The 18,586-nt window shown below is 65.6% G+C and carries 14 protein-coding genes; 11 read left to right on the plus strand and 3 right to left on the minus strand.

The genetic code is table 11. The features are described 5' to 3' along the window. Positions 1-8 precede the first annotated feature (8 nt). Complete coding sequence (locus tag EU803_RS08645) at positions 9-578, minus strand: XRE family transcriptional regulator (RefSeq protein WP_129681839.1); 570 nt, start codon at positions 576-578, stop codon at positions 9-11. 112 nt (positions 579-690) lie between these two features. On the opposite strand from EU803_RS08645, the gene bktB reads away from it, so the two are divergent. The 4 genes from bktB (at position 691) to pbpC (ending at position 10,285) form a co-directional block, all read left to right on the plus strand. Then, positions 691-1,866, plus strand: coding sequence for a beta-ketothiolase BktB (gene bktB / locus EU803_RS08650; RefSeq protein WP_129681841.1), 1,176 nt, complete (start codon positions 691-693; stop codon positions 1,864-1,866). Positions 1,867-1,964: 98 nt separating this feature from the next. Then, positions 1,965-2,747 (plus strand): peroxide stress protein YaaA, encoded by a 783-nt coding sequence (gene yaaA, locus EU803_RS08655; RefSeq protein WP_129681843.1) that lies wholly within the window; start codon positions 1,965-1,967, stop codon positions 2,745-2,747. A 72-nt stretch (positions 2,748-2,819) separates the two neighbouring features. Then, complete coding sequence (locus EU803_RS08660) at positions 2,820-8,252, plus strand: alpha-2-macroglobulin family protein (protein WP_129681845.1); 5,433 nt, start codon at positions 2,820-2,822, stop codon at positions 8,250-8,252. Further along, positions 8,249-10,285 carry a penicillin-binding protein 1C gene (gene pbpC, locus EU803_RS08665; RefSeq protein ID WP_129681847.1) on the plus strand — a complete coding sequence of 679 codons (2,037 nt, stop codon included), beginning with the start codon at positions 8,249-8,251 and terminating at the stop codon, positions 10,283-10,285. The genes EU803_RS08660 and pbpC overlap by 4 nt, the downstream gene beginning before the upstream one ends. Here pbpC and recQ read toward each other — a convergent pair. Together recQ and EU803_RS08675 are read right to left on the minus strand one after the other, a co-directional pair. Continuing rightward, on the minus strand, positions 10,282-12,321 hold the full coding sequence (gene recQ, locus EU803_RS08670) for a DNA helicase RecQ (protein WP_129681849.1): 2,040 nt from the start codon (positions 12,319-12,321) through the stop codon (positions 10,282-10,284). The genes pbpC and recQ overlap by 4 nt on opposite strands. A gap of 86 nt (positions 12,322-12,407) precedes the next feature. Continuing rightward, the gene (locus tag EU803_RS08675) at positions 12,408-12,689 is read right to left on the minus strand and encodes a YggT family protein (RefSeq protein ID WP_129681851.1); all 282 of its coding nucleotides are present in this window, start codon (positions 12,687-12,689) and stop codon (positions 12,408-12,410) included. 133 nt (positions 12,690-12,822) lie between these two features. Here EU803_RS08675 and EU803_RS08680 point away from each other — a divergent pair, with 133 nt between their 5' ends. The 7 genes from EU803_RS08680 to EU803_RS08710 all read left to right on the plus strand — a co-directional run bounded on the left by EU803_RS08680 (position 12,823) and on the right by EU803_RS08710 (position 18,457). Continuing rightward, positions 12,823-13,359 carry an acyl-CoA thioesterase gene (locus tag EU803_RS08680; RefSeq protein WP_129681853.1) on the plus strand — a complete coding sequence of 179 codons (537 nt, stop codon included), beginning with the start codon at positions 12,823-12,825 and terminating at the stop codon, positions 13,357-13,359. A 96-nt stretch (positions 13,360-13,455) separates the two neighbouring features. Continuing rightward, the gene (locus tag EU803_RS08685; protein ID WP_129681854.1) at positions 13,456-14,886 is read left to right on the plus strand and encodes an MFS transporter; all 1,431 of its coding nucleotides are present in this window, start codon (positions 13,456-13,458) and stop codon (positions 14,884-14,886) included. Then, positions 14,865-15,773, plus strand: coding sequence for a penicillin-insensitive murein endopeptidase (gene mepA / locus EU803_RS08690; protein ID WP_129681856.1), 909 nt, complete (start codon positions 14,865-14,867; stop codon positions 15,771-15,773). Before EU803_RS08685 ends, mepA begins: the two co-directional genes overlap by 22 nt. A gap of 111 nt (positions 15,774-15,884) precedes the next feature. Continuing rightward, positions 15,885-16,631 (plus strand): esterase-like activity of phytase family protein, encoded by a 747-nt coding sequence (locus tag EU803_RS08695; protein ID WP_242494322.1) that lies wholly within the window; start codon positions 15,885-15,887, stop codon positions 16,629-16,631. 85 nt (positions 16,632-16,716) lie between these two features. Next, complete coding sequence (locus tag EU803_RS08700; RefSeq protein WP_129681859.1) at positions 16,717-17,352, plus strand: queuosine precursor transporter; 636 nt, start codon at positions 16,717-16,719, stop codon at positions 17,350-17,352. A gap of 322 nt (positions 17,353-17,674) precedes the next feature. Beyond that, complete coding sequence (gene arfB / locus EU803_RS08705) at positions 17,675-18,106, plus strand: alternative ribosome rescue aminoacyl-tRNA hydrolase ArfB (protein ID WP_129681861.1); 432 nt, start codon at positions 17,675-17,677, stop codon at positions 18,104-18,106. Positions 18,107-18,115: 9 nt separating this feature from the next. After that, the gene (locus EU803_RS08710) at positions 18,116-18,457 is read left to right on the plus strand and encodes a cupin domain-containing protein (RefSeq protein ID WP_129681863.1); all 342 of its coding nucleotides are present in this window, start codon (positions 18,116-18,118) and stop codon (positions 18,455-18,457) included. The last annotated feature ends 129 nt before the right edge of the window (positions 18,458-18,586 follow it).

The raw sequence follows: 18,586 nt of genomic DNA on the forward strand, positions 1-18,586 counted from the left end.
TTCATCCGTTATGGCGTCTCGACGATCAGGAAGGCGCGCGCGGGGCCGTCAAGCGCGATGATAGCATGGGGAACGTCCGCCGCATATCGGGCCGTGTCGCCGGAATTCAGGTCTTGCACGTTGTCGCCCGACCGGACCGTCACCCGCCCCTCCAGCACCGTCAGATGTTCGCGGGCGCCGGTTCCGTGCGGGTCGCTGTGCAGGTTGCCGCCCGCGTCGAGGCGCAGGTCATACACCTCGTGCACGCCCACCTGTTCCGGCGCCGACAGGATAGTGATGCGGCACCCCTTGCCATGGCCCGCGATCTTCGGGGCCTGCGCGGCGGTCACCACCTCGATCCCTGGCGGGGGCGCGCCATCGTCCAGCAAGCCCGCGAAATCGACCTGAAGTGCGCGGGTCAGGTTCCAGAGCGTCGCGACGGTGGGCGATGATTCCCCCCGTTCAATCTGGCTGACCATGGATTTGCTCACACCCGACAGTTTTGCCACCGCATCCAGCGACAGGCCCTGCCGCTGGCGGGCTTCCTTCAGGCGGCCCGGCAGGCGGGACAGAACATCGGTGACATGATCTTCGGACATGTCCCGACATTGCCCGCGCGGGGGCACAAGTCAACGCCGCCTGTGACGGAACGTCTTTCTTTTCCCGGCCCTGAACTTGGCTAGGGTAGCGCCGAACTAGATGGAGAGCCCAATGACCGACATCGTGATCCTGTCCGGCGCGCGCACCGCAATCGGAACCTTCGGCGGCAGCCTTGCGGGCACTTCGCCCATCGATCTGGCCACAGTCGTTTCGAAGGCGGCGCTTGACCGGGCCGGGGTCGAGGGCGGGCAGATCGGCCATTCGGTCTTTGGCCACATCATCAATACCGAACCGAAAGACATGTATCTGTCGCGGGTCGCTGCGATGAATGCCGGCGCACCGGAAAGCACCCCCGCGATGAACGTCAACCGGCTGTGCGGGTCCGGGGTGCAGGCCATCATTTCGGCCGCCCAATCGCTGATGCTGGGTGATGCCGAGTTTGCCCTTGCCGGTGGCGCCGAATGCATGAGCCGGTCGCCCTTCATCATCCCGGATCAGCGCTGGGGCGCGAAGATGGGCGATGTCCGGACGCTCGACATGATGCTGGGGGCGCTGAATTGCCCCTTCGGCACCGGGCATATGGGGATCACCGCGGAAAACGTTGCCCGTGAACACGGGATCGACCGTGCCACGCAGGACGCCTTTGCCCTGCAAAGCCAGACCCGTGCCGCAGCCGCCATCGCTGCAGGTCACTTTGCCACCGAAATCGTGCCGGTCCAGGTGCGGGTCAAACGCGAGATGGTCGATTTCGCCACCGACGAACATCCCAAGGCCACCAGCGCCGAAGGACTTGCCGCCCTGCGCCCCGCCTTCGAAAAGGACGGGACCGTGACGGCGGGCAATGCCAGCGGGATCAATGACGGCGCGGCGGCCCTTGTCCTTGCCCGCGCCGAGGCGGCGGAAAAGGCAAGGCTGAAACCCCGCGCCCGCATCCTCGGTTATGCCCATGCCGGGGTCCGGCCCGAGGTGATGGGCATCGGCCCGATCCCCGCCGTGCGCAGCCTGTGCGACCGGACGGGTCTGTCCCCCACCGATTTCGACTGGATCGAATCGAACGAGGCCTTTGCCGCACAGGCCATCGCCGTGAACAACGCGCTTGGTCTTGATCCGGCCAAGGTAAACCCCGACGGCGGCGCCATCGCCCTTGGCCATCCGGTCGGTGCAACCGGCGCGATCCTGACGGTAAAGGCCCTACATGCACTGGAACGAACCGGCGGCCACCGTGCCCTGATCACCATGTGCATCGGGGGCGGACAGGGAATCGCACTGGCAATCGAACGGGTCTAAGGCGGCCCCCTTGCAATCCCGGCGTCATACCGGGATGGTCTGGCCGAATGTGAAACCGGCCCTATCTGGCGTCGAAACCGAATGTAGCGGAGCCCGCCATGCTGACCGTCATTTCCCCAGCGAAGTCGCTTGACCTTGATCCGGTCGGGATCGACCCGACCCAGCCCGAATTTTCCGAAGACGCGCTGCGGCTAGCCAAGACCTCGCGCAACCTGACGCTGGGCGATCTGAAAAAGCTGATGTCGATCTCGGACGACCTTGCCCGGCTGAACCGGGACCGGTTCCGCGATTTCATGGCCGATCCGACCCCGGACCGGGTGAAACCGGCCGCGTTCATCTTCAACGGCGACACCTATCAGGGGCTCGAGGCCAAGACCCTGTCCAAGGATGATCTGCGCTGGGCCCAGGACCATTTGCGCATCCTGTCCGGCCTTTATGGCCTGCTGCGACCGCTGGACGGGATACAGCCCTACCGGCTGGAGATGGGGAGCCGGTTGAAGACGCGGCGGGGGAAATCTCTCTATGACTATTGGGGCGATACGATCGCCAAGGCGCTGAATGCGCAGGCCGACGCCGTGGGCACCGACACGCTGATCAACTGCGCCAGCCAGGAATATTTCGGTGCCGCGGACACAAAGGCGCTGAAACTCCGGGTCGTGACCCCGCAATTCTACGAAGACAAGGACGGCAAACCCCGAATCGTGTCCTTCTTTGCCAAGCGGGCACGGGGCGCCATGGCTCGCTTTATCGTCGAAAACCGGCTGACGGACGCCGAGGCGATCAAGGGTTTTGAAAGTGGCGGATACCGTTTTGATCCGGAGCTGAGCGAGGGCAACAACCTCGCTTTCGTCCGGCCCTATCCGGATGCCCCCGGCGGCTGACCGGGGGGAATCATTGCCAGACCGCTGATCAGATGCGACCCTTCGGGCATTACCGTCCAAAGGAGTTGATCCATGCGTTTCCTTGCCCTTTTTCTGTGCAGCCTCGCCCTTCCCGCCGTGTCCCTGGCCGAGGATTACGTGCCGGAAAGCAGGGTGGCGATTTCCCGCAATGTCGATTTCTACGGTTCGGACCTTGCCAATATCTTCGATACGACTCTGGACGCCTGCCAAACCGCCTGTCTGACCAATTCGCAATGCCGCGCGTTTACCTTCAATCAGCGGTCCGGGGCCTGTTTCCCAAAGGCCGGCGTGTCCGAGCTGTCGCCCTATGACGGGGCCATTTCGGGCCGCATCCTGCCCACGGACCCGGCGGTTCTGGGGTTTGCGACGGCGCGGGCAACCGATCTGTCCTTCCTGCGCGATGCCGACCTGGAGGCCGCCTATACGCTCGCACGGGAAATCGGGCGCCTGCATTCCTCGGACGAACGCAGCGCGGCGGATCTTTTGGCCGCCGCCCGGGCCCGCGAAGCCTCGGGCGACCTTCTCAACGCCTTCCGCCTGACCGGCGCCTCGGTCTCGGTCTCGGACCTGCCGGAAACATGGCTCGACTACGCCCGTCTGGCCCGGCTGGCCAACAGCTCGGACCGCAATGAACAAAGCCGGATGCGCGGCCGCGCGATTCCGGCGACCATCGCCGCCTACCTGCGCGCGCCGACCGATGGTGCCCGCGCCACCGCCCTTGGCGATCTGGCCATCGCCCTGGAAGCGGGCGGACGCGGGCGCGACATGATCCCGGCGCTTCGTTTGGCGCTGGATATCCAGCCGCGCCGCGATATCGAGGCGCAACTGGACGACGCCATCGCCAAATACGGGTTCCGCGTCGCGGACACCCAGATCGAGGCCGAAATCGCCAGCCCCCGCATTTGCGCGATCTTCTCGGAACCGCTGATCCGGGCGGGCGTCGACTATACCCCCTTCGTCCAACTGCCCGACAGTCGACTGACCGTCGAAACCTCGGGCGACCGGTTGTGCATCGCCGGGGTGGACCATGGCAGCCGCACCCGCATCGTCCTGCGCGAGGGCCTGCCCGCCGCGAGTGGCGAAGCGCTTGTTCGGCCAGTGGAACTGACCCTTTACGTTCGGGATCGGTCCCCGTCGGTCAGCGTGGTAACCAATGGCTACGTCCTGCCCCGCACGTCCGAGGCGGCAATCCCGCTTCAGTCCGTGAACCTGCCAGAGGCAGAGCTGACGCTTTACCGGATGACCGACCGGAACCTTGTCCGCGCCATGCAGGAGGACCTTCTCGGCAGTCCGCTTTACGGCTGGAGCGAAGGGTATCTGTCGGCCCAGATGGCCACGGAAACCTGGTCTGGCACGGCAGAGCTTCAGGTTGAGTTGAACCGCGACATGCTGACCCGCGTCCCCTTGGCAGAGCCGCTGGAGGGACAAGAGCCCGGCATTTTCGCACTGGTCGCACGGGTTCCCGGCGCCGACCCCTATGAAACCCCGCCCGCGACCCAGTGGTTCGTGCTGTCGGACCTTGGCGTGGCAACCTTCCTTGGCACGGATGGCCTGACGGTCGCAGTGCGGTCACTGGCCGACGCCTCCGCCGCCGACGGCGCAGAGGTCACGCTCTTGTCCGAGGCCAACGCTGTCCTTGGCACGGCCCTGTCCGACGCAGAAGGGGTCGCCCGTTTCGATCCCGGTCTGACGCGCGGCACCGGCTCTGCCGCCCCGGCCATGGTGACGGTCCGCAAGGGCGACGACCTTGCCTTCCTGTCACTGACCGCTGCCGCCTTTGACCTGTCGGACCGCGGCGTCGAAGGGCGCGATCCGGCCGGCGCGATCGACACCTTCATCGCGACCGACAGGGGCGCCTACCGCGCGGGCGAGGTTATCCACCTTACCGCTCTGGCACGGGATGCCTCTGCCGCCGCGCTGCCGGGCCTGCCGCTGACCGCGATCCTGCGCCGCCCGGACGGGGTGGAATATTCACGGCATTTCTCGGGTGATGATATTGCGGGCGGCCATGTCTTTGCCTTGCCCGTGGCCGCCTCTGCCCCGCGCGGGCCATGGCGGATTTCGGTTCATGCGGATGTGGATGCCCCGGCTTTGGCCAGCACAACCGTTCTGGTCGAGGATTTCCTGCCCGAGCGAATTGATTTCGACCTGACCCTGCCCGACGGGGCGATCCGGTTGGGTGACGTTCCGATGCTGGACCTGTCGGCGCGGTATCTGTTCGGCCCCCCCGCCGCCGATCTTGCGGTGGAAGGCGATGTGCTTCTTCAGGCCGCCAGCGCGGTCGAAGGGTTCGATGGCTACCGCTTTGGCCGCCACGACGAACGGTTCGACGCCCGGCGCGACGTTCTGCCCGGCACCCGGACCGACAGCGACGGGGAAGCGCGGCTTGCTGTGCCCCTGCCCGAGGTTTCGGCAGAGGGGCGGCCATTGGAAATGCGGGTCACGGCCCGTGTGTCCGAAGGGTCCGGCCGCCCGGTGGAACGGCAGATCACCGCGCCGGTGCTGCCCGATGGACCGATGATCGGGATCAACCCCCGGTTCGATGGGGTCGTGCCCGAAGGCGGCCGCGCCCGGTTCGCCCTGATCGGCCTTGGCCCGGACCTGTCCCCGGCAGAGATGCAGGTGAAATGGACCGTCAACCGGGTCCGGACGCGGTATCAGTGGTATTCGCTCTATGGCAGTTGGGAATGGGACGCCGTCACCACCCGGACCGAAGTTGCAAGTGGCACGGTCGCCCTTGGCGGCGACCCGGTCGAGGTGTCCGCCGACGTGGACTGGGGCCGCTACGAGATTGTCGTGGAGCGCACCGATGGCAGCTATGTGGCGTCCTCGACCGGGTTCTACGCGGGCTGGTATGCCCCGGCGGACGCGGGCGATACCCCCGACCTGCTGGAGGCCTCGCTTGACGCCGAAAGCTACCAGATCGGCGATACGGCCACCTTCCGGATCGTGCCGCGCTATGCCGGGACCGCGCTGGTGACGGTCATGTCAAACCGCGTGATCCACATGGAAGCGGTCGCGGTAACCGAGGGCGAAAACCTGATCCCGTTGACCGTGACCGACGACTGGGGCGCAGGAGCCTATGTCACGGCGAGCGTCATCCGGCCCATGGACGTGCAGGCCGGGCACAATCCGGCGCGCGCGCTTGGGCTGGGCTATGCGTCGGTTGATCCGGGGCCAAAACAGCTTTCGGTCCGGCTGGACGCGCCAGAGGTGATGCGCCCCCGGCAGCCGATGACCGTGGGGATCGACGTCGCGGGCCTGTCAGAGGGCGATACCGCCCATGTGACCCTTGCCGCCGTGGATCTTGGAATTCTCAACATCACCGGCTTCGACAGCCCCGATCCGTCCGGCCATTATTTCGGCCAGCGGCGGCTTGGCGTGGAACTGCGCGATCTTTACGGGCGGCTGATCGACGGGCTGAACGGGTCCATGGGCGCGGTCCGGTCGGGCGGCGATGCCATGGCCCAAATGGGGATGCAGTCGCCACCCCCGACCGAGGAACTGGTCACCTTCTTCGAAGGCCCCGTCACCATTGGCCCGGATGGGCGGGCCGAGGTCAGTTTTGACCTGCCCGCGTTCAATGGCACCGTTCGGCTCATGGCAATCGCATGGTCCGAGACCGGGGTCGGTCAGGCCGAGGCGGATGTCCTGGTGCGCGATCCCGTGGTCCTGACGGCCTCTGCCCCGCGGTTCTTTGCCCCCGGTGACCAAAGCCGCATCCTGTTAGAGATTGTCCACGCGGACGGACCTGCCGGTGAAATGGCGCTGCGGGTGCAGGGCGATGGCGTGGCGCTTGCCGCGCAGGAGGTGCCCGCGCGGTTCACTCTTGCGGAAGGTGAAAAAGTCAGCTTTGGCCTGCCGATCGCAGCGGTCGATCCCGGCATTCACGAGGTCACCCTGGTCCTGACCTCGCCGGACGGCACCACCCTTGAACGGAGCCTGACAATCCCCGTGGTTCGCAATGACCCGCAGATGACTCGTCAGTCCCGGTTCAGCCTCGCACCCGGCGAGGTGTTCACCTTCGACGGAAACGTCTTTGCCGGTCTGGCCGATGGCACCGGCAGCGCAACGTTGTCAGTCGGCCCCCTCGCGCGGTTCGATGCGCCGGGTCTTCTGAACGCGCTGGACCGCTACCCCTATGGCTGCACTGAACAGGTCACCTCGCAGGCAATGCCGCTGTTGTATTTCGACGAGGTTGCCACGGCGATGGGCCTTGCCGGTCGGGACCGCGTATCTGACCGGATTGATCAGGCGGTGGCCGAGGTTCTGGCCAACCAATCGGCCAACGGGGCCTTCGGGCTGTGGGGGCCTTACTCGGGCGATCTCTGGCTTGATGCCTATGTCTCGGACTTCCTGAGCAGGGCGCGGGCGCAGGGGCGCGATGTCCCCGATATCGCCTTCCGCAATGCCATCGACAACCTGCGCAACCGGGTCAACTACTACCCCGATTTCGACAGCGGCGGCACCGATCTGGCCTACGCGCTGATGGTTCTGGCCCGCGAAGGGGCGGCAGCGGTCGGCGATCTGCGCTACTACGCGGATCAACGGGCCGAGGCGTTCTCGACCCCGCTCGCGCTGGCGCAGCTGGGCACGGCGCTTGCGATGTATGGCGACCAGACCCGCGCCGATGCCCTGTTCCGCCGGGCCGGGGTGCTTTTGGCCGCGCGGTTTGTCGACGGGTCCGAGGCCCCGATCTGGCGGGCCGATTTCGGCACCACACATCGCGATGCCGCCGCCGTTCTGGCACTCGCGGTCGAGGCGGGCAGCACAGCAGTGGACCGGGACATGATCGCGCGGCAGGTTGCCAATTCTGGCCGCCACCTGTCCACGCAAGAGGCTGCTTGGACCCTGATGGCCGCCAACGCGCTGATCGCGGACCTGTCGACCGCCGGGATCAAGTTTGACGGCGAACCGGTCACCGGCCCGCTGGTCCGGGTGCTTGAAGGGCAAACCGATGCGGCCCCGATCCGGGTGTCGAACACCGGTGACCGCGCGGCCGAATTGACCGTGACCACCTTTGGCGTTCCAGCAACGCCCGAACCCGCCGGTGGCAACGGATATGCGATCGAACGCAGCTACTACACGATGGACGGTGACCCGGTCGCCCCATCGGATGTGTCTGTCGGCACCCGCCTTGTCACCGTCCTGACGGTCACACCGTTCGGTCGGCAGGAAGGGCGGCTGATGGTGTCCGATCCGCTGGCGGCTGGCTACGAGATCGACAACCCGAACCTGCTGAATGCCGGGGATATCCGGGCGCTGGACTGGCTGGACCCTGTCGCGACCCAGTCGGCCGAATTCCGGTCCGACAGGTTCCTTGCGGCGGTCGACTGGCGATCGGATCAGCCGTTCAGACTGGCCTATATCGCGCGGGCGGTTTCGCCGGGCACCTTCCACCACCCCGCCGCCAGTGTTGAAGACATGTATCGGCCCGACCGGCGCGCATGGACCAACGCAGGCGAGGTGACGATCCTGCAATGATCCGCGCGGAGCATCTTTGCCTGACCCTTGCCGTCGTCCTTTGGGCGGCGGCTTTGGGCCGGGACAGGGTTGATATCTGGATCGACGCAACCGATCTGCCCGCGCTTGAGATCGACCAATCGGTCGAGGTTCTGGACCGGGCCGGCACCCTGTTGCGCGCCTATACGGTCGCCGACGGGCGCTGGCGGATGGGCACCGATCCCGCGTCCGTCGATCCCATCTACCTTGCCATGTTGATCCGCTACGAGGACAAGCGGTTCCGTGACCACGCAGGCGTCGATCCGGTGGCGATGGCGCGGGCGGCGGCGCAGGCGCTTTGGCGGCAAGAGGTGATCTCGGGCGGGTCCACCCTAACCATGCAGGTGGCCCGGTTGCTCGAGGACAGCGGCACCGGGCGCTGGTCCGGAAAACTGCGGCAGGTCCGGGTCGCGCTGGCGCTGGAACGTCAACTGTCCAAGGACGATATCCTGACGCTTTACCTAAACCTCGCCCCATTTGGCGGCAATGTCGAAGGGGTGCGCGCCGCGAGTTTCACCTGGTTCGGCAAACCGCCCGAGCGGCTGACCCCGGCAGAGGCCGCACTTCTGGTCGCCCTGCCGCAATCGCCCGAGGCGCGACGCCCCGACCGGCACCTGGCGGCCGCACTCGCCGCCCGTAACCGGGTGTTGAACCGGATGGTTTCGGACGGGGTGCTGGATGCCGAAACAGCCCGCGCCGCCCTGTCCGAACCGGTCCCCACGCACCGCCGTCCCTTCCCGGCGCTGGCGCCACATTTGTCCGACCGGCTGGTCGCTGCGGGCGGGCCGCGCGTTGTCCGCACCACGCTGGACGCCGGGCTTCAGACCCGGATTGAAGACCTTGCACAGGCCGCTGTCGCGCAGCGGACGGACCGGGTGCAGGTGGCTGTGATGATCGCGGATCACCAGACCGGCGAACTCCTCGCCACTGTCGGGTCGAGCGCCCATTCGGCGGATCGGCGGGGCGGGTTTCTGGACCTGACACAGGCGGTTCGGTCGCCCGGATCGACGCTCAAGCCGCTGGTCTACGCCCTGTCTTTCGACAATGGGCTGGCCCATCCCGAAACGCTGATCGCGGACCGGCCGATGGATTTCAACGGCTACCGGCCACAGAACTTCGACGGGGCCTATCGCGGCGACATCCGGGTGCGGGATGCGCTGCAATGGTCGCTGAACATCCCCGTCGTCAGCCTGACCGAAGCGCTGGGGCCGGACCACATCCTTGCCGGGCTGCGACGGGCGGGGGCCGATCCCGCCTTGCCCGGCGGGCGGCCCGGTCTGGCGGTGGCCCTTGGCGGCGTCGGCATGACGCTGGAAGACCTGACCCGGCTTTACGCGGGCCTTGCGCAAGGCGGCGTCGCCGTCGATCTGCGCGCCCTGCCTACCCCGTCGGACGGTTTCGCGCCGCAGCGGATCGTCGGAGAGGTCGCTGCCTGGCAGGTTGCCGATATCCTGCTTCAGGCCCCGCGCCCGGCCGGGGTGCAGGGCACCGGGATCGCCTTCAAGACCGGCACCTCGTATGGGCATCGGGATGCGCTGGCGGTGGGGTTTGACGGGCGGCACGTGGTGGCGGTCTGGATGGGGCGGGCCGATGGAACACCAGTGCCGGGGGCCTTTGGCGCAGACCTTGCCGCACCGATCATGTTCGAAGCCTTTGAACGGCTGAAACCGCGGATCGACCCGATCCCGCCACCGCCCCCCGCCACGTTGCTTCTGCCGACGGCGCAACTGCCGCTGCCCCTGCAACGGTTCCGGCCAAGGGGCGGACAGCTGGACGAGGGCGCACCGCGCATCGCCTTCCCCCCCGATGGTGCAAGGCTCGCCGGCGGTGGTCTGGTGGCGCGGGTCAGCGATGGGGCCGGCCCCTTCACATGGCTGGCCAACGGTGTTCCCGTCGGCACCACCTACCGGCGCGAGATTCAGATTGACGCCCTTGGGCGCGGGTTCTCGGCCCTGACCGTGATCGACGCCGAAGGGCGGTCGGCCCGGACCGAGATCGAGCTTCTGGCACCCTAGCCGTCGTCCTGCAGGACCGACAGGAAGGCCGGGCCGAACCGTTCGGAATGCCTGTCCCCGATCAAGCGGGCCAGCGCGCCGAGGTCGGACGGCCGGGTCTTGGCGACCTTTGCCAGCTGCGCGGCGGTGCAGGACATGGGCTTGTCCAATCCCGTCTCTCCCCGCGCCAGATCGGCCTGAACGGCCAGCAGCCGGTCATAGACGGTGCCCTCTGCCCGACCGGCCAGTTTGCGGCGGGCCGGGTGCACCTCTTCGACCGCGCCCGCGATCACCGACAGGAAGGCGTCACCATAACTTTCCAGCTTTTTCGCCCCCACGCCGCCAACCTGCGCCATGGCGTCCAGCGTCACGGGGCGCTTTTCCGCCATCTCGATCAGGGTGCGGTCGTTAAAGATGATATAGGCGGGAACGCCTGCGGCCTCGGCCAGCGCCCGTCGCTTGGCCTTGAGCGCGGACAGAAGCGGCGCGTCCTCCTCGCTCACCAACATCTTGACGCGCAGGCCCTTGCCCTTGGCGGCGCGGATCGTGTCGCGGCGCAAGTCGATGCTTTCCTCGCCGCGCAGGATCGGGCGGGCGCGGTCCGTCATCCGCAATCCGCCATGACGTTCCGGATCGGGGCGCAGAAGGTCATGGCCCATCATCTGCCGGAAGATCGCCTGCCATTGGCGCCGGTCATACTCTTTGCCCACGCCATAGGTCGGCAGGCTGTCATGACCCCGCTGGCGGATCTTGTCGGTGTCTGACCCCAGCAGAATCTCGATCAGATGCCCGGCCCCGAAGCTTTCCCCGGTGCGCAGCGCGGCGGACAGGGCCATGCGGACAGGTGTGGTGCCGTCGAATACCTCGGGCGGCTGATCGCACAGGTCGCAATTGCCGCAGGGCGCGGCCTCCTCTCCGAAATAGCCCAGAAGGGTCTGACGACGGCAGCTCAGCGCCTCTGCCAACCCCAACAGGGCATTTAGCCGGCCATGATCGGCGGCGCGGCGTTCCGGCGGGGCCAGCCCTTCGTCGATCTGCTGGCGGCGGAACCGGATGTCGTCCGGCCCGAACAGGGTCAGGGTTTCGGCGGGTGCACCATCACGCCCGGCACGGCCGATTTCCTGGTAATAGGCCTCGATGCTTTTGGGCAGGTCCGCATGGGCGACCCAGCGGATATCAGGTTTGTCGATCCCCATACCAAAGGCCACCGTGGCGCAGACGATCAACCCGTCGTCCTGCTGAAACCGCGCCTCGACGACGCGGCGGTCCTCGGCCTCCATCCCGCCGTGATAGTGACAGGTGTCATGCCCGGCCTCTGCCAGCGCACGGGACAGGGTTTCGGTCTTGGCGCGGGTGCCGCAATAGACAATGCCGGACTGACCCTTGCGGGCGGCGGCAAAGGACAGGATCTGCTGCCGGGGGCTGTCCTTGACCGCAAAGGCAAGGTGGATGTTGGGCCGGTCAAAGCCGCGCAGAAAGGTCGACGGTGCCTGCCCATCGAACAGCTTTTCAACAATCTCGGCGCGGGTTTCGGCATCCGCCGTGGCGGTGAAGGCGGCCAGCGGCACGTTCAGCGCCCGACGCAGTTCTCCGATCCGGAGATAGTCTGGGCGGAAATCATGGCCCCACTGGCTGACGCAATGGGCCTCGTCCACGGCAATCAGGGACACGCCCGCCTGCCGCAGCATCCGCTGCGCCCCACCCGAGGCAAGCCGTTCCGGCGCCATGTAAAGCAACTTGCATGTGCCCGCGCTCAGCGCCCGGAACGCCGCATCGGTTTCGGCGTCTGTATTGCCCGAGGTCAGCGCATGCGCCTCTACCCCGGCCTCACGCAGCCCGCGCACCTGATCGCGCATCAGGGCAATCAGCGGCGAAATGACGACCGTGACCCCGTCGCGAACAAGGGCCGGAAGCTGGAAACACAGGGATTTCCCGCCCCCCGTGGGCATGATGGCCAGCGTATTGCGGCCCTCGACCACGGCTTCCACGATCTCCTGCTGGCCGGGGCGGAACGCGTCGAATCCGAAGACCGACCTCAGAAGCGTGGCAGCGCTCATGCGGGGGTGCCTGTTGGGGTTTATTGCTCGATTGGCAACACAATCCCACAGGCGGGAATCAGGGGCAAGGCCCCCTGACGATCAGGCTAAAGCAGGATCGCGGGCAGGATGATGTCGCGCAGGGCGATGATACCCACGAAGACGACCAGTGGCGACAGGTCCAAGGGCCGCGTATCCGGCAGAATGCGGCGGATCGGGTCAAAGATCGGCTGCAACAGACGGTTCAGCCCGACCCAGACCTGCTGGACCATCGGCTGGCGGGTGTTCAACACCTGAAAATTGATCAGCCAGCTCATGATCACGAAAACCAGCATGATCCAGAAGGCGACGTCCAGAAGCAGGGCGAGCAGCCGATAAAGTTCAACCATCGTTCCGGTCTCTTTCTCTTGGGTTCCCCGACAGGTAAGTCGTGGCCGCCCGCCGCGCAAGCCCCTGCCCTCACGTCACGGTTGACGTGCAGGTCACCCCGCCCCAAGCCTGCCCCAACGAACGGAGGCCCCGATGTATCCTGTCATCCGCATGACCTGGCAGATGTGGAAAACCCGCAAGAGCCCGAAACTGCCCTTTGATGGCACTCACGTCAGCACCCATTACTGCCTGCCCTGGGATCTGGATATCTTCTGGGAGTTAAACAACGGACGTACGCTCACGCTTTATGACCTTGGGCGCATCCCTCTGGGTCACCGGACCGGGTTGATCGACGCGCTGCGCCGCCGGGGCTGGGGGCTGACCGTGGCCGGATCGTCGCCGCGCTACCGCCGCCGCATCCGGGCCTTCGAAAAGGTAACCATGAAATCGCGCGGGATCGGTTGGGACGACAGGTTCTTTTACGTCGAACAGTCGATGTGGAAGACCAGTGGGGACTGCGCCGGTCACGTCCTGATCCGGTCGGCCGCCACCGGGCCAAAGGGGATCGTGCCCCCCGCCGAGGTCGCCGCCGAGATGGGGCTGGACCCGATCTCGCCGCCCCTGCCCGATTGGGTCACGGCTTGGGTCGCGGCAGACGCCCAGCGCCCCTGGCCGCCGATGCAGGACTGACGCGGCAGCCCCTGACGCAGCGGCACCCCCAACGCCGCGCTTGCCAGAACCCGCGCGCCGGGGTCTTATCCCTGCAAAAGGGAACAGGGGACAGGCATGGCAAGCGCGAACAGGAAACGCATCTGGGGATGGATGTTCTTTGATTGGGCGACTCAGCCCTTCTACACGCTTGGACTGACGTTCATCTTTGGGCCCTATTTCGCCGCCGTCGCCACCGGCTATTTCGCCGGAACGGGGCTGGACGAGGCGACAGCGGACGCACAGGCGCAATCGCTCTGGTCGCTGGGGCAAACGCTTGCCGGATTGCTGATCGCCTTTACCGCGCCCTTCGTTGGGGCCTATGCCGACCAGACCGGCAGGCGGATGCCGTGGATCTGGGTGTTCTCCGCGATCTATGTCGTGATGGCAGCCCTGCTGTGGCAGACCATGCCCGACGGATCGACCATGTGGACGATGCTTCTGGTCTTCTCGGTTGGCTTTGTCGCGGCCGAATATCTGCTGATTTTCGTCAACGCGATGCTGCCGTCGCTGGGCAATGACAAGGAGGTCGGGCGGATCTCTGGCTCTGGCGCGGCGCTGGGGTATTGGGGCGGCGTTCTGTCCCTGTTCATCATGCTGATCTTCTTGGCCGAAAGCGAAACGGGAAAGACCCTTGTCGGGATGGACCCGGCCTTTGGGCTTGACGCCGAAGCGCGCGAAGGCACTCGGTCCGTCGGGCCGTTCATCGCGCTTTGGTTCGTTGTCTTCATGGTGCCCTTCTTCGCGTGGGTGCGCGAAGACAAACCGGATGCAAACGCGCCCAAGGCTTCGATCATGAAGGCCTTTGATGACGTGGTCAGCACCGTGTTGTCCCTTCCCGAACGCAAAAGCCTTTTCGCCTTCCTTGGCGCGTCGATGTTCTACCGCGATGCGTTGAACGCGCTTTACGGGTTTGGCGGCGTCTATGCGACGCTGGTTCTGAACTGGTCGATCACCATGGTGGGCCTGTTCGGGATCGTCGGGGCCATCACGGCCGCCGTCGCCACATGGGTCGGCGGCTTGTGCGACAGCCGGTTCGGCCCGAAACCGGTGATCCGGGTCTGTGTCTGGCTGCTGATCGTCGTCTGTACGGTGATCGTGTCGATGACCCGGGAAGAACTGTTCGGGATTGCCCTGCGCAACGACATCCCCACCCCCGCCGCGCTTGCGCCGATGATCGGGGCTACGCTGGGGACTGCGGACATTATCTTCTATATCCTTGGTGCGGCGATCGGCGGAACCGGCGGCGCGCTGTATGCCGCCAGCCGGTCGATGATGGTCCGGCACACCAATCCCGACAAACCGAACGAAGCCTTTGGCCTCTTCGCCCTCTCGGGCAAGGCCACCGCCTTCCTTGCGCCCGGCCTGATCGGGATATTCACCGCTTCGCTGAACTCCGCTCGTCTTGGGGTCTCGCCGCTGATCCTGCTTTTCATCTTTGGATTGATCCTGCTACGCTGGGTCAACAAAGAGGGAGATCGCGCAGAATGGTCCGGGTCGCAGTCCTAGGTTTTTGTGCCCTACTGGGGCTTGCCGCCTGCAAGGGCGGGGATGATTACGACGGTCCGGTCGAAACCCGGGTGTCCAGCCAGAACGCCAATGACGCCCGCGTCGCGAAAGAGGTGTTCGGCTACATCCCTACCGCGTCGTCCCAACCGTCGCAAAGCTTTGGCGGCTATGCGCGGGGCTGTCAGGCGGGCGCTGTCCAGCTGCCGGAAACCGGCCCGACGTGGCAGGCCATGCGCCTGTCCCGTAACCGCAACTGGGCGCAGCCGCAGACCGTCGATTTCGTTCAGGACCTGTCGCGCTTTGCCGCCACCCTGCCGGGGTGGGAGGGGCTTTATGTCGGGGACATGTCGCAACCGCGCGGCGGCCCGATGCTGACCGGGCACGCCAGCCACCAGACCGGTCTTGACGCGGATATCTGGATGCTTCCGCCGCAGCGCCTGAACCTGAGCCGGGACGAACGCGAAAGCCTGTCGTCCATCTCGATGCGGCGCGCGGGCGGGGCCTATACCAACAGCGATTGGACCGAAGAACATATGCGGCTTCTGCGCGAGGCCGCCCGCGACCCCCGCGTCGCCCGCATTTTCGTATTTCCCGGCGCCAAGATCGATATGTGCAACTGGGAAACCGGCAACCGCGACTGGCTGCGCAAGGTCCGGCCGTGGCATGGGCATCACTACCATTTCCACGTCCGGCTGAACTGTCCCGCCGGTGCGCCGGGCTGCGAAGATCAGGCCCCACCGCCCGCCGGTGACGGCTGTGCCGATGCGCAGGTCTGGGTGGATAATATCCTCAACCCGCCGCCGCCCGACCCGAACCCCGCCCCGCCGCGCGGGCCGCTGACCATGGCCCAGCTTCCCGGGCAATGCGCCGCGGTGGCCGCCAACTGAATGCGCAAAGCCTTTGCCTTGTTTGCTGGCCTTTTCTGGCTTGCCCAAGTGGCATGGGCAGCCGATGAACCCCAACCTTCGGTTTTCCACTGGACCCACCAAGGCCGCGGTATGGGCGGGTTTTCGGGGATCGAGGTCAGCGACGACGGGGCGCGTTTCACCGCGATCTCTGACAGCGGGACTTGGGTGCGTGGAACATTTACCCGGACCGAGGCAGGCACCATTGACCGGATAGACCTGACCGCGCAGGGTCCGCTGAATGACACCGACGGCACCCCCGCCAGCGGCTTCCGGGCCGATTCAGAGGGTCTGGCGATACGCGATGACGGGCGCATCTATGTCAGCTTTGAGGGCGAGGCGCGGGTCTGGACCTATGCGACCCTGATGGGCGAGGCCGCATGGCTGCCCCGGCACCCGGACTTCCGGAACATGCAGGTGAACTCCAGCCTCGAAGCCTTGGCAATCGGCCCGGACGGGGCGCTTTTTGCCATCCCGGAACGATCCGGGGATTTTGACCGGCCCTTCCCCGTTTACCGCTATTCGGATGGAGACTGGTCCATCCCGTTCTCCTTGCCCCGGTCCGACGAATATCTTGTTTCCGGTGCCGACATCGGCCCCGACGGGCGGCTCTATGTTCTCGAACGAAAGGTCGGGCTACTGGGCTTTCAAACGCGTCTGCGCCGGTTCAATCTCGACGGGTCCGACGGGGTGGAACTCTGGTCCGGTAGCCACGACAACCTTGAAGGGGTCGCGGTCTGGCGGGATGCCCGGGGGCGGCTTGTCGCCTCGATGATCTCGGACGACAACTTCCTTCCAATCCAGCGCACGCTGATTGTCGAGCTGGCCCTACCGTATTGACCGTTTGAACCAAGGGGCGTAGAGGGGCGCGTCCCCATGGTGGGGGCCAAGTCGCCGCACCCTTGTAAAAAACGGAGCACCCGAAATGACCCGCATTCTTCCCGGCATCCTTGCCATGGCCGCCATTGTTGTGGCCTCGAACATCCTTGTCCAATTCTTCGTCGGCGACTGGCTGACCTGGGGGGCATTTACTTATCCCTTCGCCTTCCTTGTGACCGACGTGATGAACCGGGTCTACGGCGCGGCGAGCGCCCGCAAGGTCGTCTTCGCGGGCTTCATCGTGGGGCTGATCTGTTCCTATATCGGCACCTTCGTGATGATCGACCTCGCGCCCGACTTCTCGGCCCCCGCAGTGACCACGCGGATCGCGATCGGTTCGGGCACGGCGTTCCTTGTGGCGCAGCTGGTGGATGTCTTCGTGTTTGACCGGCTTCGGTCCGGGGCGTGGTGGCGCGCGCCGCTGGCGTCGACCCTGATCGGGTCCACCCTTGACACTATCCTGTTCTTTTCGCTGGCTTTTTCGGCGGGTTTCGTCGGAATTCTGGGCGCGGACCACAACACCGACTTCTTCAACGAGGTCGTCGCGACGCCCTTCGGCTTTGACGCCACCCGCTGGGTCGGCACCGCCGTCGTGGACTGGAGCGTCAAGCTGGGCATCGCCCTGATCGCGCTGATCCCGTTCCGCATCATCGTTGGGCGGATGCTGCAGCGTCTCGGTTAAGTTACCTAAATTTGTGTATTTTCATTTGACATACACAATATCTGTGCAAACCTGAGTACAGGCGAAACCCATCGAAAGGAGGTGATCCAGTGTCAAGAAAGAGATTGGAGAAAGGTGTCGGGACATTTTGGGGGAGTCGCAGCTAGGGCAGCCCTTGGCTGACGAGACCACCAAGGTGGGTTCACCCTAACCGAACCACCTCCGGAACTTTCGAAGGGTCGCTCTGGTCGCCGGAGCGGCCCTTTTGAATGGAAATTGTAGCGGTTTGTACAATTTCGGGGCAGGCTGTGGCCCGGTTTGTACAGATTTTTCAGGGCAGGACATGGGCCTTCGGATCACCGATCAGATCGAGATCGCGGATTGGGAACTGACCGAGCAATTCGTGCGCGCCTCAGGGCCGGGCGGGCAGAATGTGAACAAGGTCAGCACGGCGGTCGAACTGCGGTTCGAGGCGGCGCGGTCACCCAACCTGCCGGGGCCGGTCAAGACGCGGCTGCGGCGGCTGGCGGGGCAACGCTGGACCGAAAGCGGCACGGTGGTGATCTTCGTGCAGGACACCCGCAGCCAGGCACGGAACCGCGAGATCGCGCGGGAACGGCTGGCGGAACTGGTGCTGAAGGCCACGCAGACCCCGAAACGGCGGATCGCCACGAAACCCACGAAGGGGAGCGTGCGGCGGCGGCTGGACGCCAAGAAGAAGCGGGGCGAGGTGAAGGCCCTGCGCGGCACCGCCCGCCCGGACGAGACCGGCTGAGGAGAAAGCATGACCCATTTCCAACCCATCGACCGTGCGGCGGTCACGCCCACCACCGACCGGCCCGCGCCGGAAAAGCTGGTCTCGGGCGACCCGGTGTTCACCACCTGGGATATCGAAGAGCGCGACGGGCTATACGCCGGGATCTGGCAATCGACGCCGGGGGCGTGGCGGGTGAGCTATGACGAATGGGAATACTGCCGCATCCTTGAGGGTGTGTCGGTGCTGCACGAAGAGGGCGGAGACAGCCGCCGTCTGGAAGCCGGGGACAGCTTTGTCATCCGACCGGGGTTCAAAGGGGTCTGGGAAGTGGTTGAGACGACGGTGAAGGATTATGTGATTAGGGTGTGAGGGAGGAACGTCTACCGCCTTTTGAGGCCGGTAGCGACTAACCTGTTCGCTTGCTCTGGGCCCCTTCCTTGATCGGGTGGAGCGCGATTGTTTGCTTAGCCAAGCACTTTTTTTCCACTCGTTTACCCC

Origin of the sequence: Loktanella sp. IMCC34160, from assembly GCF_004145845.1 — a bacterium.
Classification (GTDB): domain Bacteria; phylum Pseudomonadota; class Alphaproteobacteria; order Rhodobacterales; family Rhodobacteraceae; genus SELP01.

Excerpts from the sequence above, each read along its gene's own strand:
- EU803_RS08710 (WP_129681863.1), top strand. The coding sequence starts at position 18,116 with ATGACCCATTTCCAACCCATCGACCGTGCGGCGGTCACGCCCACCACC.
- EU803_RS08645 (WP_129681839.1), bottom strand. The coding sequence starts at position 578 with ATGTCCGAAGATCATGTCACCGATGTTCTGTCCCGCCTGCCGGGCCGC.
- EU803_RS08685 (WP_129681854.1), top strand. The coding sequence starts at position 13,456 with ATGGCAAGCGCGAACAGGAAACGCATCTGGGGATGGATGTTCTTTGAT.
- yaaA (WP_129681843.1), top strand. The coding sequence starts at position 1,965 with ATGCTGACCGTCATTTCCCCAGCGAAGTCGCTTGACCTTGATCCGGTC.
- EU803_RS08680 (WP_129681853.1), top strand. The coding sequence starts at position 12,823 with ATGTATCCTGTCATCCGCATGACCTGGCAGATGTGGAAAACCCGCAAG.
- EU803_RS08695 (WP_242494322.1), top strand. The coding sequence starts at position 15,885 with ATGGGCGGGTTTTCGGGGATCGAGGTCAGCGACGACGGGGCGCGTTTC.
- EU803_RS08660 (WP_129681845.1), top strand. The coding sequence starts at position 2,820 with ATGCGTTTCCTTGCCCTTTTTCTGTGCAGCCTCGCCCTTCCCGCCGTG.
- bktB (WP_129681841.1), top strand. The coding sequence starts at position 691 with ATGACCGACATCGTGATCCTGTCCGGCGCGCGCACCGCAATCGGAACC.
- EU803_RS08675 (WP_129681851.1), bottom strand. The coding sequence starts at position 12,689 with ATGGTTGAACTTTATCGGCTGCTCGCCCTGCTTCTGGACGTCGCCTTC.
- EU803_RS08700 (WP_129681859.1), top strand. The coding sequence starts at position 16,717 with ATGACCCGCATTCTTCCCGGCATCCTTGCCATGGCCGCCATTGTTGTG.
- recQ (WP_129681849.1), bottom strand. The coding sequence starts at position 12,321 with ATGAGCGCTGCCACGCTTCTGAGGTCGGTCTTCGGATTCGACGCGTTC.
- pbpC (WP_129681847.1), top strand. The coding sequence starts at position 8,249 with ATGATCCGCGCGGAGCATCTTTGCCTGACCCTTGCCGTCGTCCTTTGG.
- arfB (WP_129681861.1), top strand. The coding sequence starts at position 17,675 with ATGGGCCTTCGGATCACCGATCAGATCGAGATCGCGGATTGGGAACTG.
- mepA (WP_129681856.1), top strand. The coding sequence starts at position 14,865 with ATGGTCCGGGTCGCAGTCCTAGGTTTTTGTGCCCTACTGGGGCTTGCC.